A 14,970-nucleotide genomic window follows, 5' to 3' on the forward strand; every position below is an offset into this window, starting at 1 on the left:
CGGAATGGGTAACGAGATAGTATATGTATGAAGGACGGATAGTGGCTAAGTGGATTCGACCTATGAGTCGTGTAGTTTGAAACATATTACAAAATTCTCAAAGGTTCAAAGCGATAAGTCTTATACTTGTAGGTGGCGGACAGCACCCAGTAGTACTATTTGTCGATTTTTTTGTTATTCCACCACTCTGTGACGAAATTACTTGTGGTAACTCTCTGCTATGCGTTCGACTATGAGGTTACCCCCTTGGGGTATATAATAAAGTTACATAAACAAAACTATCAACTCAGCTTATTAAATATCTATATCTTCTTTTTCTATCATGTAATTACATCTACTACATTTATTAGTATCAATAGCTATACTCATTTCATTCCACTCAATTCTTTCAGCACATAATTCACATTCATGAATATAGTAATTATTCAATCCTCGTGAAATTACTTCAAGTTGCTTATTAGACAAAGAATTTACCCCATTGTCTATTGCATACTTGATGGAACCACTGGCACTTTCATGGAAATCAACTAAAACTCCTAATCTTTTCAACTCTACTAAATACTCTTTAAATTCTGCTGCTTCCCCATCACTCATATTTACTAATCGTTCATAAATCTGCGTTACATCTTTATTTAACATCTAACCACTCCCTATAATATATTTTACTAAATGCTGTAATTTGTTTTATATCGCCGATTGTAAAATTAAGCTAGACACCTAAAAAGGGTCACACGTGATACACTCAAAATGAGTTTTCCGACCAAAGAAAATCATAGGAGTGATCACGCATGACCTACACCCATCTTACCACGGACGAACTGGTAATCATAGAAGCCTATTTCCATCACGACACACCAATTTCTCATATTGCGAAACGGATTGGGCGTGCCCGTCAGACAGTTCATAATGTCATCGCATATCTCAGGGACGGGCACACCGCGCTGGATTACTATCAGCGCTATCAGGAAAACAAAAAACGCTGTGGTAGAAAACGGATGGTCCTGCCGACCGACCAGCAGGCGTATATTGAAAAGCAGGTGGCGCAGAGCTGGACGCCGGATGTCATCGCCGGTCGAGGAAATGCCGATTGACTCTTCAGGCCGTACACTATATCGGATGTTCAAACGAGAAGCTTTTGATGCGGCCACACTGCCGATGCAGGGCAAGCGAAAACCGAACGGCCATCAGGAACGCCGGGGGCGTCAAGCGTTCAGGCGCAACATTTCCGAAAGAATAGATGACTACCCGGCGTTCAATGATGAATTCGGCCACCTGGAAGGCGACACCATCGTTGGTGTCCGTCACAAGAGTGCCGTCATCACGCTGGTCGAACGCCTCTCAAAAGCCATCATCACCCTAAAACCCAAAAGCAGAACAGCGCAGGATATTGAGCGTGCCATTAATACATGGTGTCAAAGGATGCCGAGAAACCTATTCAAATCAATCACTTTCGACTGTGGTAAGGAATTCTCCAACTGGCAATCGATGCGCAATCAGAACGATCTGTCCATCTACTTTGCCGACCCGGGAACACCCTCCCAACGGGGATTGAATGAACATTCCAACGGACTGCTCAGAAAGGATGGACTGCCTAAAGGCATGGATTTCAACACGGTCGATCAGATATTTGTCTCATCCGTCGCTGCAAGAAGAAACCACATCCCAAGAAAATCGTTAAACGATCGAACACCATTGGAAGTCTTTTTGAGTTACGTGGATGATCAGCAACTGTCTAGCTTATTTTGACAAACGAAAAATTGTAATATACTTATATTATGTATTTATTTATGAAATTTTACAGCTAAGTATATTACATAGACAAATAAACTATTAGTGAAAGGGGGGATAAATATGAAGTTACGCCTAATTGACTACTTGCTATTATACCTAACAATGTCATTTCAGTGTTTATTGTAGCATGGTACGGAGCGGCCGAAAGCACATGGGGGTATGGCATCTTTAAGATATTTTTTTATTCGTTAGTTCTATACCTTATTCTATATTATGTATTCTTTAGGCCTCGCTTTAACAAAATGAAGCAAGAAAAAAGAAATGAAGAAAAACAAAATGAAAGATATTCTGATCTATAGGAGGAATCCTTCAATGAAAAGCAAATTCGATGATTATAAAGATAGAGCCAACGATTATATTAAAAAAAATAAGTATGATGAAAAAGCACAAGAGGCTTATAAAAAGGGGCAAGACTACTTTGAAGAAAAAGGAGGGAAACAAGGAGTAATAGATTATTTAAAATCAATACTTCCCGGATTTCATCATGGTGAAAATAAGGCAATTCTAATTGTTTCCACCATCGTTATCTTCATTTCTTCCATATGGGCTTATGACAATGTTCACCGACATGGAATTGGTCCTTCATACTCAGATACCAATAAAGAAAAGGTAGCAGAGATGAAAAGAGCAAGTGAGGTTTATGATTGGGATTAGCTTCACTCAGTTATATAATAATAAACTTCATCTAAACAACTTTACCTATGAGCTATAGCTTCTATTATTATAGCTCTATTTTTTTTGCATGCTATACCATACTATTGAATATTATCTAAAAGAAAAATATCCATTATTTTTATACAGATAATCAAATGCCCTACATTCGGGCAAACAACGATATTTATGATGGTATAGACAATGTACCTTTCAGTTAATCTCTTACTATATTAAAATGAACAGTAATAAGTATTATTTGAAAATACAAAGAAGGAGAGGAATTATATGGCTATTGGATTTGAAGAAAAGTTATGGCAATCTGCTGATAAATTAAGAGGCAGTATGGACGCCTCAGAATATAAAAGTGTAGTACTCGGGCTGATATTCTTAAAGTATGTCTCTGATGCATTTGAAGAAAAGTATGAGGAACTTGGACAGGATGAATATGCCGATCAAGAGGATAAAGATGAGTACACAGCGGAAAATATATTCTGGGTACCGAAAGAAGCCCGTTGGACTTACATAAACGAAAATTCAAAGAAACCGGAAATTGGTCAGATTATCGATAAAGCTATGCTGGCGATTGAAAAAGAAAACGAATCTTTGAAAGGTGTTCTGCCTAAAGATTATGCCCGACCAGGATTGGATAAGGCTAAGCTTGGCGGTATCATCGACATCTTTACTTTCAAAGTGGGCGACAAGGAGAGCAGGAGACAAGATGTATTGGGCCGTGTATATGAGTACTTTATCGCGAAATTTGCAAGTGCTGAAGGTAAAAATGCTGGAGAGTTCTATACCCCGTCATCTATCGTTAAGCTACTTGTTGAGATGATTGAACCGTATGAAGGGCGAATTTATGACCCTTGCTGTGGTTCAGGGGGTATGTTCGTTCAGAGTGAACGATTTGTAGAAGAACATCAAGGTAACATTGGAGACATTGCCATATATGGCCAAGAGTATAACCTCACGACTTGGAAGTTGGCGAAGATGAACCTTGCTATAAGAGGCATCGATAATGACCTCGGAGAGCAACATGCAGATACTTTCCATAATGATCAGCATAAGGGGCTGAAAGCCGATTTCATATTAGCCAACCCACCATTTAACTCCAATGAGTGGGGACAGGAACGTATACTGGATGATTACCGTTGGAAGTACGGTATTCCACCAGCAGGAAATGCCAACTACGCTTGGATTCAGCATATAATTTCTAAACTTGCAACGAGTGGGACAGCGGGCTTCGTCTTAGCGAACGGTTCAATGTCTACAAGTAATAAAGATCAGCTTGAAATTCGTAAGAATCTCATCGAAGAAGATCTAGTAGAATGTATTGTGACCTTACCCGGTCAGCTATTCTATTCAACACAAATTCCGGTATGTTTATGGTTTGTAACCAAAAATAAAGAGAAGAATGGCAAAAGAGCAAGAAACAATGAGATCCTATTCATCGATGGCCGCAATCTGGGTCACATGGTGAACCGTACACTTAAAGAATTATCTGATGATGATATTCTAAAAATTGCTGATACTTTCAGGTCATGGAGAGGTACAGTCGATACAGAGTATCAAGATGAACAAGGGTTCTGTAAGGCTGTGAGTACAGAAGAAGTAAAAGAAAATGAATATATTCTCACACCTGGGAGATATGTTGGGCTCAGTGCAGTGGAACAAGATGATGAACCATTCGAGCAGAAAATGGAGCGTATCACTGCAGATTTAAGTGAACAATTTGCGAAATCGAAAGAACTCGAAGACCAGATCCGTAAGTCACTGGAGGGGTTAGGTTATGGAGTTTAATACTAAATTAGGAGATATATTAGAGCTTAATCCCGCAACGCCACTTAAGAAGGGCACAGAAGCAAAAAAAGTAGCAATGGCAGATGTTAAAGAAAATCAAAAGTTTATTGAAAGTTTTGAGGTTGAGAAATTTAAAGGCGGAGCTAAATTTAAAAATGGAGATACTTTAGTAGCAAGAATTACTCCATGCTTAGAGAATGGTAAAACAGCTTTTGTAGATATACTTGAAGAAAACGAAATTGCATTTGGATCTACAGAATTTTTCGTAATAAGAAGTATAAAAAATCTTACAGACCCACAATATTTATACTATCTAATGCGAACTCCAAACATCAGAAATATACTAATAAAATCCATGACAGGGACTTCAGGAAGACAAAGGGCACAAAAAGAAGCACTACTAAATACTGAGATAGTTCTTCCTCCACTTAGCGTTCAACAAGCTATAGGGAGGACACTTAAAAACTTAGATGAAAAGATAAAACTTAACTCTAAGATAATAGCAAACCTCGAGGAACTCTCACAAATACTTTTTAAACGCTGGTTTATGGACTTTGAATTTCCAGATAAAAACGGAAATCCTTATAAATCGAGTGGCGGAGAATTTATTAAAACTGAGATCGGCGATATACCTAAACATTGGGAGATTAAAAAATTAGAAGAGATAGCTACTCATAAGAAGAAAAGCTTTAACCCTCAAAAAGAAGAAGATCAAATAGTAGCCCATTTCAGTTTGCCTGCATTCGATACAAATCAAATGCCTGTAACGGAGTACTCTAAAGATATAAAAAGTAATAAATGGCTTATTAATCAAGATACAGTTTTATTTTCTAAAATGAATCCAAGAACAATGAGGGTATGGTTACCAAATGCTCGTAAAGACCTTACTAATGTTGCCTCTACAGAGTTTGTTGTGCTGGAAAGTAAGGATGATAGTGTTAGATCTTTAATTTATAACTTATTAAATACAAATATATTTAAAAATTTTCTCCTTTCTAATGCTACAGGTTCTACAAATAGTAGGCAAAGAGTAAAACCGCATATAGCTGTATCTTTTCAATTAGCTCTAAATGAGAAAATAGTTAAATTATATGGTCAACGCGTAAATCCTCTAATGAACAAAATAATTTCTTTAAGAGACGAGAACGCTCACTTAAATGAAATGAGAGACATCTTGTTACCAAAACTTATGTCTGGAGAACTTGAATTACCTGAAGCACTGGAGGTGTAACAATGGCTTTCTTTACAGAAGATGATTTAGAACATCTATCAATGGAATGGTTCACACAAATTGGATATGAAGTGAAAACCGGTAATGAAATCAGTCATTCTGGCCTATACGCTGAGAGGGATAGTTTCAATGATGTCATTCTCGATCATCGTTTAGAGACCGCTTTACGTAAAAACAATCCAGAACTGAATACCAATGTCATTCAACAAGCCATTCACAAGATATCTATTGAACAATCCCCCAGCTTAATTGAAAATAACCTTATTTTTCATGAGTATATGACAAATGGGATTGAGGTGGAATACCATAACGACGAGGGTAAGCGGTTCAATGCACTGGTCAAAGTCATTGATTTTGAAGTACCGGAAAATAATGATTTCCTGGCTGTGAACCAACTGGAAGTCGATAAAGGGTCATATAAAAAAATACCTGACATTGTACTGTTCATTAACGGCTTACCGATTGTTGTCATGGAGCTTAAAAATGCGACAAATGAATCAGTCGGTGTACATGAGGGCTATAACCAGCTTCAAACCTATAAGAACACTGTGCCGCAATTATTTAATCATAATGCATTTTTAGTGACTTCGGATGGATTTAATACACTAGTCGGGTCACTGACAGCCAATTATGATCGCTTCATACATTGGCGTTCTAAAGACGGTAAAGTGGAAGCAACCACAGAAATCGCGAGCTTAGAGGTACTGATCTACGGCATGCTGAATAAAGAAACGATACTTGATTTGATTAAACATTTCATCCTGTTTCAAAAGGCCAGTGATGGCAAAGCGGTAAAAATTGTTGCCGCTTATCATCAATACTATGCCGTCAATAAAGCAGTGGAGCGAACTTTAGAAGCCTCGGCAGATGGTGGAGATGGCCGGGGCGGTGTGATATGGCATACGCAAGGGTCCGGTAAAAGTCTCACCATGGTCTTCTTCAGTGGCAAGTTAATCAAAACAATGAACAACCCGACGCTTGTCGTTCTGACTGATCGCAATGACCTCGACAACCAGTTATTCGGCACCTTTTCGTCCAGTTCTGCATATGCGAGTGGTGGATTGTTAAGACAAAGGCCAAGTCAAGCAGACTCACGTAAAGAACTTGTCAATCTCTTATCTGTAGAATCTGGTGGCATTATCTTTACAACCATGCAGAAGTTTTCACCTGAAGAGGGTGAAGTGACAATGCCCGTGCTCACTGATCGACGTAATGTCATCGTTATGGCAGATGAAGCACATAGAACCCAATATGGCTTTAGTGCCAAGTTTGATGGAACAGGTGAAGAGGTCAAGTATGGCTATGCAAAATATTTGAGAGATGCTTTACCAAATGCATCTTTCGTTGGTTTCACAGGCACCCCTGTGGCTTCAACAGATAAAAACACTGTGCAAGTCTTTGGTAACTATATCGATGTATACGATATGACCCAGTCGGTGGAAGACGGCTCAACTGTGAAAATCTATTATGAGAGCAGAATCATTCCGCTGAACTTGCCGGATGATTTGAGCATAGATGATAGTTACGAAGATATTACTGAAGGCCAAGAGGATGATATTAAAAGCCGACTCAAATCTAAGTGGTCACGTGTGGAAGCTTTGGCTGGTGCGCAGCGACGCCTTGAGATACTCGCAAAAGATATTATCGAGCACTTTGATAAAAGGCAGGGTGCTATACAAGGTAAGGGCATGATTGTGGCAATGAGCCGCCGGATTGCTGTGAATCTGTACGAGGAAATTGTAAAGTTAAGACCGGAATGGCATTCTGATGATGATCACAAAGGCGCAATCAAGGTTGTAATGACTGGTCAATCCAGTGATCCGGAGCACTTCCAAAGACACATCGGTCCAAAATCCCGTCGGGAACTATTGGAAAATCGGATGAAAGATGAAACGGATGAACTAAAACTGGTCATCGTGAGAGACATGTGGCTGACCGGATTTGACGTGCCTTCACTCCATACCATGTATGTCGATAAGCCGATGAAAGGGCATAACTTGATGCAGGCGATTGCCCGAGTCAACCGCGTCTTTAAAGACAAGCCGGGTGGGTTAATCGTCGATTATATCGGCATTGCAGATAGTCTAAAAGAAGCACTCAAGGAATATACAGCAGACGACCGTGAGCAAACCGGTATTGATACTGAAAAAGCAGTAGAAGTGATGTTGGCTAAGTTCGAAGTGATCCAAGATATGTTGTATCAGCATGACTATTCAGGATTTGAATCCGATAGTCAGAGTGTAAGATTCAAAGCCATCAATGATACGATGAACTATATTTTGGGACTCAGCGAGAAAGACAAGAAACTTTTCATCAATACGGTCACAGAGCTTACTAAAGCTTTTGCGTTATGTGCAACTGAGCCAAATGCTCAGGAACTCAACCAAGAGATTGGATTCTTAAAAGCCGTTAAAGCAGGTTTAGTGAAGATCATGACACCACCTACAGGTGATGGTAAAGAGAGAAAAACACCGGCAGAGATTGATGCAGAAATCAATCAACTGGTATCCAAATCTGTTGTGCCGGACGAGATCATAGATATATATGACTCCTTAGGGTTGGAAAAGCCGGATATATCAATACTATCGGATCAATTCCTCGAAGATGTGAAAGTCTTACCACAAAAGAATGTGGCCATTCTGCTACTCGAACGATTATTAAAAGGTAAGGTCAAATCCTTGATGAGAACAAATGCCACTAAATCCAAAAAGTTCTCTGAAATGCTGGATAACGCTGTCAATCAATATAATAAGCGATCCATAGAATCATCCAAAGTATTGGAAGAACTCATCGAATTGGCGAAAGATATTGACCGGGCACAAAAAGAGGGAGAAGAACTCGGGCTGAGTGCAGACGAAATTGCCTTCTATGATGCTTTAGCTAATCATGAGACTGCGAAAGAGGTCATGGGAGACGAAAAACTGAGAGCGATTGCACATGAGCTTACAAAAGCCATAAAAGAGAATATGAGTGTGGATTGGCATAAAAGAGGCAGTACACAAGCCAAAATGAGAGTCACAGTGAGACGACTTTTGAAAAAATATGGTTACCCACCTGATCTTCAAAAGATGGCAGTTGAACAGGTAGTTGAACAGGCTGAATTAATGGCAAGTGGTATATAAATAACAAAGGGGAGTACTTGAATGGCTATCAATGAATCAAATCTAAAAAGGGCAATTAGCAAGGAAACTTCTTTAACTAAGAAAGTAAAAGATAAAGAAAGAAGTAGAGCACGAGAACATAAAAGACTTGAAAGCAAAACTAAAAAGAAGAATCTTACAAACACAGATTTAACTGCTATTGATAGACTGAGAAAATCAATTCTAAAATATGATTCTGAAATAGCAAATCTCTACCATGAGATTAGCAAAAACAAAGAAACTATCGAAAAATATCAAAACAAGGTAAATCAAGAAAATCTCAGACAACAAAGAGCAATGACAGCTACAATAACGAATAGTAATATTAACAACCAGAATTATTATAAAGAGAGTCAGCATACTCATGACGAGCTTTTAAAATTGGCTAATGAAGTAAAAGGTACTGTAAAAAAGAAAGAAAATGTTGAATATGATGTGTTTCTATCACATTCACATAAAGACAAAATAGATTACGTTTCAAAGCTATCAGATATTTTGACCAAGAAAGGACTAATTGTCTTTGAAGATAGTAAAGTATTTAAAATAGGGGACAGTCAAACAGACATGATGAACCAAGGAATACGTAATTCGAGATTTGTTGTATTATTTATTTCAGACGACTTTATGAAAAGTAAATGGTCTGAATACGAGTTTAAAGGGTTTTTAAATAGAGTTATGAAAGATGATCAAGTTAAAATTTTACCAATTTGGCATAAAGTAAATGCTGAAGATGTGTATGAATACAATCCGTACCTTGTAGATTTATTTGCATTAAATACTTCTCAAGCTACTATCCAAGAAATTGCTGATAGTATATATGAGGTTGTGAATGAATCACAGAATTGAAAACAAAAAGACTTAGTATCAATTTTCTATATTAAGTCTTTTAAGTCGTTCCCAGCCCCTAATAATCGATAATAATTTTACAAAAACCTCATCAACGATGATACGCTTCATTCTTTATAATCTTGTTAGCTCTATAAATTTGTTCCATAAGCATTACTTTCATCATTTGGTGAGGGTAGGTGAGTGTACCGAAACTGATTTCTTGGTCGGAACGCTGCTTAACCTTCTGGCCAATTCCATTACTTCCACCGATGATGAATACTACATCGCTCCTGCCTGTATTCATCCATTGTTGGTACTGGTCAGCTAATTGCTCGCTTGTATAATTTTTCCCATGTATTTCAAGTGTGACTACATGCTGATTGTTCTTGATTCTAGATAATATTTTCTCTGCTTCTTTATCTTTGATGTGTTCTATATCTTTCTCACTCGCATTGTTTGGTTCTTTTTCGTCCGAAACTTCAATAAATTCCATTTTTACATAGGCGCTCAATCGTTTCTGATATTCTTCCACAGCCTGCTGCCAATACTTTTCTTTCAACTTACCCACAGTTATTAGAGTGATTTTCATACATTTCCTCCCGTTTATCCACAGTTATTCCACATATCCACGGATAATTACTCATCTATTATGTATATTATATTTAGTTAATCATAAAAAGCACATAAATATAAGAAAAACAGCCAGTAAAGCTATACTGACTGTTAAGTTATCCACATTTTTATACTTTACCCACATTTATGACTATTTATCCACATAGTTTTCACACATTTCTGTGCATAACTTTATATTTGATATATCGTGGTTGGCACAGCCTTATCTGTATCGCTAATCATTATATGATTGTCCGTATCGATATCGTACTGGTTCAGTACTTGCTCAACGCTCATTTTAGCCAGCTCTTTTATATTGTTGTCTAGACTCAAATGGCTCAAGTATATACGTTTAGTTCGATCTGTTATAACGTCACGCATGGCATGGGCAGCATCTTCGTTGGAGACGTGGCCAACATCGGAAAGTATCCTTTGCTTAGTCACCCAAGGATATCTTCCCATTCTCAGCATATCAACATCATGATTACTCTCAAATACGAAAACATCGCTGTCTTTGATGATGCCTTTCATCTGATCGGAGATATAGCCCGTATCTGTAATTACAGAAATTTTCTTGTTGTCTTTCATGAATGTGTAGAACTGAGGATCAATAGCGTCGTGTGAAACATTGAAAGACTGGACGTTCATCCCGAGCAGTTCCTTCTCTTCCAGAGGGTTGAAGTGAAACCTTTGATCGCCATGTACAGCGATATCCTTAGCTTCTATTCTCTGCCATGTCTTCTCATTGGCATAGATTGGAATGCCATAGCGTTTCGAGATGACTTTAAGCCCCTTAATATGATCGCTATGCTCATGGGTAATGAGGATAGCATCGATATTGTTTAAAGACCTATCTAACGTATTCAGAGCTTCTTCGATTCTTTTACAGGAAAGTCCTACATCTATGAGCAAGCTGCCTTTTTCAGTTTCTATATACGTGCTGTTCCCAGTGGAACCGCTGGCTAACACGCTCATCTTCATTACTGTCACTCACTTTCAATTATATCTTCTGTTTCACTGATGGCATCGACGTAGATGCTCTTTTCGACGTCCTGGTCTGTGACTTGAAATTCCCATTTTGGTCTCAGAAGTACCTGTTCTTCATCGCTGAGGATAATGTAATATCCAAGTCTGGCATTTTCTATGACCGCTTCTCCTGAGATTCTTTCACGGAGATACAAGTCCGAGATAACTTGTCTCGGGTTTCTGACTGTGACCGGGGAAGTCTGGCTGTTTTCTCGTAGATTGCTTATATAGCCCTGTTCGTATTCCTCTGCCTCGGCACCTTCACCTCTATATAGTATACGTGCCGCTTCATGGTTGAAGATTGGATAGTCACCATAATACTGGTTGAAAAGCATATAGTCCTCATTGCTCATTACATCATCATACTGGTAATCGCCGCCTCTGTAAACCTGCTCGTCTTTATGAGCTTCTAAAGATGCCTGTTCCATCGCTGGAGCACTATCCCCAGTAGCGAAGTTTTCGTGCAAGATGTAGTCCTCATCAGTAACTTCGGCATTATCCTTGTCAATCTCTTCAATTTCCTCAAAATCGATACGTTCTCCAGAAAGAATCGTCAATTGCTCTGGATTATATTCAGGAAGACGCGAGAGATCAATGTTTGTTGATTCCAGCACACTTGGGGCGTCTTCTATCTCTCTGACGTCTTCTTGTTGCTTATTGTAGTACATCACTAAGAGTGCCACGTTGATGAGTAGAAATACAACAATGTAGAGGGACTTAGTCAGTTTCCAATCCACTACTGCAACCCTCCTTGATTGTAGCGCAGCCACTCTCCATCGTACTTCACATACCATTCGGGAGTGAAATTGACTAGATTGAGTTCAGTCTGCTCTTCTGAAAAACGCAGGTTATAGCCAATGGTAATCTTCGACACTTTCTGGAGATCAAGCGAATCATTTAAAGCAATTTCATATCTGACATCTTCTATGCGTGCAAGTTGTTGCGTCTCTTCGCTTGGTACTTGTGCATTGATGTATAGTAGAGGCCGCTCATATTCAAACAGTGCATTGCTGCCGTATTTTGTGGTGGTAGTCATCGCAATTTCATCACTAAATACTGCATAGCCATTCATCGTATACCGATAAGTTGACTGGTTGCCTTCCTCTTCATAGTCAAATAGGATATGTTCTGGTGCCAATCCGATATGGGAATTGAGGAAGTTGAAGCTACGCTGTATGGTACGATGGGGGTCGCGCTCTGAGGATAGAGATTCATTCAAGTTGGTATATACATAGTTGTAAGTTTCTGTATTGTAAGTTGCCAATCCGTTTTCCGCTTCATACACATATACGTTTTCATTCTGCGACACACTGAATTCATCATCCATAAAAAGAATATCGTTGATTGTGTCTATGCTGATTTGTGCTGAGAGGTAACTCATCACGCTGACTTCACCAGGCGCATCTGGTCCATAGATCGCCGTCTTGCTATTGGCAGTCTGCTGATTAGTAATGATGCCTGTGTAGTCTTCAAATGAGTCTTCATAGTCGTTGACGATGGATAGCAGATAGTCACTCTCCATATCCGTCTGGGCTATCGCCACACGATCCAAAGCTTCATTTAGCATGAAGAAGGTCACCTGGGGGGAAGCGATATCCACTACAATACGGTCGAACTTGTAGTCGGGTAGTGTCTCCTCATATTCGAATCCGAGCACCTGAAACAATGATTTTGCAGGCATCTCTGATGGATAATCGACGATCAGAAACTCCTCACTGCCATCTGCCTTCGTAGTAGGATCTAGGCGGTTCATATTGTTGTATACATTGATGTCGTCAATGGTAGTGCCATCAAGATATTCCCGGACGCCTACGACGACCTCTTCATCTATCGTTCCTCTGGCTTCTTCTCCATTCACCCAGATGAGTTGATAGGCGCGCATGACACTATCAAATGGTACAGGTTCTCCCTGTCCGGTATTCGAAGTCGATTGGATAGAAGTATCGATCTGAGAAAATTCAGGCTGATAACTCCATACCATATACGTCAGGATGGCACTGCTGACAACGAGAATGAAAAGAATGATTGATTTGATTGTCTCCCTATGCACCCCAATCATCCTCCTCAAGTGTTTCACATGGCAGATTTATGAAAATTGTTGTTCCTTTGTTCTCTACACTATTAGCCCATATTTTGCCATCATGTGCTTCTATGATCTCTTTTGAAATAGCCAGTCCAAGACCTGTTCCTCCCATTTTACGTGCACGTCCTTTATCAACACGGTAGAAACGTTCAAAAATACGGTCGACTTTGCTTGCTGGAATTCCAAGACCGTTGTCCTTAATTTGTACTGTCATACGGTTATACAGGCGGTTTTGTTTCACATGAAACTCAACCTTCTTATTGGTACTGCTTGAATATTTAATGGCATTGGAGATGACATTATCAAGTACTTGTCCCATCTTATCCACTGCAACCTCGGTAAAGATCGGGGTCGAGGGGATGTTGCGCACAAAATTGACCTGATCCTTGTGTGTCATTTCGAAGCGATCGATGATACGGTTTAGGAACATGTTGAAATCGACGATTTCCCTGGTGAGTTCTTCTGCTTCGTTGTCCATCCTGGAGAGTTGTAACAGATCTTCGACAAGCCGAATCATACGATCCGTCTCTTCGCGCGTTACACCAAGGAACTTCGGTGCAAGTGTCTCATTCTTCCATGCACCTTCCTGCAATGCTTCAATGTAGCTTCTCATGGAAGTTAGCGGCGTTCTGAGCTCATGTGATACATTGGCAACAAACTCTCTACGCTCATTATCGACCCGCTCTTGCTCAGTGACATCGTGCAGTACAGCAATATATCCATTGATAAAACCAGTATCCTTCACAATGGTAGAGAAATTGACACGAATCGTCGTCTCCTCCTCGCCGTTATTCAAAAACAGCAGCTGGCTTTCATTCATTTCCTGAATATCTTCAACTGTCATATCTGTATCGAGTTTTAAAATCTCCAGCATATCCTCACCGTGGAATTCATGCCCTGACATCCCAAGCATATCAAGCGCCATTTCGTTGACTACTCGAACACGTCCTCTGCGGTCTGTAGCAATGATTCCGTCCGACATGTGGGTGATGACGGAATCAAGACGCTTTTTTTCACTCTCCGTATTGGCCTGGGCTTCCTGTACACGTTTTGACAAGATGTTGAAAGAACCTGCGAGTTCACCGATTTCGTCACTGCTGTAGATTTTTACCCGCGATGTATAGTCTCCCTCGGACATGAGTAAAGCCTGATTCCTCATATCTGTAATCGGTTTGGTGATGGTCCGTGCAATGAAGATACCTAGAATACTGGTGATGATCAAAGAAATCAAAGTTGCAATGATGAAAGTGTTGTTGATTGATTCAAGCTGCTGATATACTGTCTCGATGTTGGAAGCAGCATAGATGGCCCCAAGAATCTGATTGTCCTGGATGACAGGCTGATTCAAAAGCCATACACGCTGGTGATCCTGTTCTACATCGACATATATTTCATCGTTTGCGGTACCGGTAGTGATGGCTTCCTCGGTCAAAGTAGCATTAATTCTCGAGCCGATACTCGATTCGTTGGATATCCGACTTGTAGCTGTAAGCACATTATCAGAATTTACATATCTAATCTCTTCGATCTCTGGTCTATTTCCATAGTCGGAAAGAAGACTCTGAACCTCTTCTCTGAACTGTTCCTCATCATCACCGTATTCCGTATAGAGTTCTTTGACCCTAGTATCTATTAGACTTACCTGGGTCTCGATGTTGTCTTGAAAGTTACCAGTCAATTCTTTCTCAAGCGTATTCGTGAAATACAGACCGATGATCTGCATACCGATGACGATGAGGAGCACATATATGATTACGAGCTTGATATGAAGAGATTGCAGGTTTTTAAAAAACTGCTTCATTAAATGT

11 protein-coding genes and 1 pseudogene are annotated in these 14,970 nt (G+C 39.6%); 6 read left to right on the forward strand and 6 right to left on the reverse strand.

Annotated features, from left to right (window positions below; translation table 11 throughout):
• Positions 1-294: 294 nt before the first annotated feature.
• Entirely contained in the window at positions 295-639 is a 345-nt protein-coding gene (locus ACFOJ8_RS11710) for a hypothetical protein (RefSeq protein WP_380650847.1), read from the reverse strand.
• A gap of 149 nt (positions 640-788) precedes the next feature.
• On the opposite strand from ACFOJ8_RS11710, the pseudogene ACFOJ8_RS11715 reads away from it, so the two are divergent.
• From ACFOJ8_RS11715 to ACFOJ8_RS11740, 6 genes and pseudogenes are all read left to right on the forward strand, one after another.
• Positions 789-1,746, forward strand: a pseudogene (locus ACFOJ8_RS11715) (IS30 family transposase).
• A 357-nt stretch (positions 1,747-2,103) separates the two neighbouring features.
• A complete protein-coding gene (locus ACFOJ8_RS11720; RefSeq protein ID WP_380650849.1) occupies positions 2,104-2,445 on the forward strand; it encodes a hypothetical protein in 342 nt (113 codons plus the stop codon).
• Positions 2,446-2,730: 285 nt separating this feature from the next.
• The gene (locus ACFOJ8_RS11725; protein WP_380650851.1) at positions 2,731-4,242 is read left to right on the forward strand and encodes a class I SAM-dependent DNA methyltransferase; all 1,512 of its coding nucleotides are present in this window, start codon (positions 2,731-2,733) and stop codon (positions 4,240-4,242) included.
• A complete protein-coding gene (locus tag ACFOJ8_RS11730) occupies positions 4,232-5,473 on the forward strand; it encodes a restriction endonuclease subunit S (RefSeq protein ID WP_380650853.1) in 1,242 nt (413 codons plus the stop codon). The genes ACFOJ8_RS11725 and ACFOJ8_RS11730 overlap by 11 nt, the downstream gene beginning before the upstream one ends.
• Positions 5,474-5,475: 2 nt before the next feature.
• The gene (locus ACFOJ8_RS11735) at positions 5,476-8,595 is read left to right on the forward strand and encodes a type I restriction endonuclease subunit R (RefSeq protein WP_380650855.1); all 3,120 of its coding nucleotides are present in this window, start codon (positions 5,476-5,478) and stop codon (positions 8,593-8,595) included.
• 21 nt (positions 8,596-8,616) lie between these two features.
• Complete coding sequence (locus ACFOJ8_RS11740; RefSeq protein WP_380650857.1) at positions 8,617-9,459, forward strand: toll/interleukin-1 receptor domain-containing protein; 843 nt, start codon at positions 8,617-8,619, stop codon at positions 9,457-9,459.
• A gap of 91 nt (positions 9,460-9,550) precedes the next feature.
• Here ACFOJ8_RS11740 and rlmH read toward each other — a convergent pair whose 3' ends face one another.
• The 5 genes from rlmH to walK all read right to left on the reverse strand — a co-directional run bounded on the left by rlmH (position 9,551) and on the right by walK (position 14,963).
• A complete protein-coding gene (gene rlmH / locus ACFOJ8_RS11745; protein WP_380650859.1) occupies positions 9,551-10,030 on the reverse strand; it encodes a 23S rRNA (pseudouridine(1915)-N(3))-methyltransferase RlmH in 480 nt (159 codons plus the stop codon).
• Between the two features lie 215 nt (positions 10,031-10,245).
• Complete coding sequence (locus ACFOJ8_RS11750; RefSeq protein ID WP_380656936.1) at positions 10,246-11,034, reverse strand: MBL fold metallo-hydrolase; 789 nt, start codon at positions 11,032-11,034, stop codon at positions 10,246-10,248.
• 5 nt (positions 11,035-11,039) lie between these two features.
• Entirely contained in the window at positions 11,040-11,816 is a 777-nt protein-coding gene (gene yycI / locus ACFOJ8_RS11755; RefSeq protein ID WP_380650861.1) for a two-component system regulatory protein YycI, read from the reverse strand.
• Complete coding sequence (locus tag ACFOJ8_RS11760; RefSeq protein WP_380650863.1) at positions 11,816-13,129, reverse strand: YycH family regulatory protein; 1,314 nt, start codon at positions 13,127-13,129, stop codon at positions 11,816-11,818. The genes yycI and ACFOJ8_RS11760 overlap by 1 nt, the downstream gene beginning before the upstream one ends.
• Positions 13,122-14,963, reverse strand: coding sequence for a cell wall metabolism sensor histidine kinase WalK (gene walK / locus ACFOJ8_RS11765; RefSeq protein WP_380650865.1), 1,842 nt, complete (start codon positions 14,961-14,963; stop codon positions 13,122-13,124). Before walK ends, ACFOJ8_RS11760 begins: the two co-directional genes overlap by 8 nt.
• Between the last annotated feature and the right edge of the window lie 7 nt (positions 14,964-14,970).

Source organism: Salinicoccus sesuvii, assembly GCF_042648145.1.
Classification (GTDB): Bacteria; Bacillota; Bacilli; order Staphylococcales; family Salinicoccaceae; genus Salinicoccus; species Salinicoccus sesuvii.

Coding starts and splice junctions, on each gene's coding strand:
- ACFOJ8_RS11740 (WP_380650857.1), top strand. CDS start 8,617: ATGGCTATCAATGAATCAAATCTAAAAAGGGCAATTAGCAAGGAAACT.
- ACFOJ8_RS11730 (WP_380650853.1), top strand. CDS start 4,232: ATGGAGTTTAATACTAAATTAGGAGATATATTAGAGCTTAATCCCGCA.
- rlmH (WP_380650859.1), bottom strand. CDS start 10,030: ATGAAAATCACTCTAATAACTGTGGGTAAGTTGAAAGAAAAGTATTGG.
- walK (WP_380650865.1), bottom strand. CDS start 14,963: ATGAAGCAGTTTTTTAAAAACCTGCAATCTCTTCATATCAAGCTCGTA.
- ACFOJ8_RS11735 (WP_380650855.1), top strand. CDS start 5,476: ATGGCTTTCTTTACAGAAGATGATTTAGAACATCTATCAATGGAATGG.
- ACFOJ8_RS11710 (WP_380650847.1), bottom strand. CDS start 639: ATGTTAAATAAAGATGTAACGCAGATTTATGAACGATTAGTAAATATG.
- ACFOJ8_RS11725 (WP_380650851.1), top strand. CDS start 2,731: ATGGCTATTGGATTTGAAGAAAAGTTATGGCAATCTGCTGATAAATTA.
- ACFOJ8_RS11720 (WP_380650849.1), top strand. CDS start 2,104: ATGAAAAGCAAATTCGATGATTATAAAGATAGAGCCAACGATTATATT.
- ACFOJ8_RS11750 (WP_380656936.1), bottom strand. CDS start 11,034: ATGAAGATGAGCGTGTTAGCCAGCGGTTCCACTGGGAACAGCACGTAT.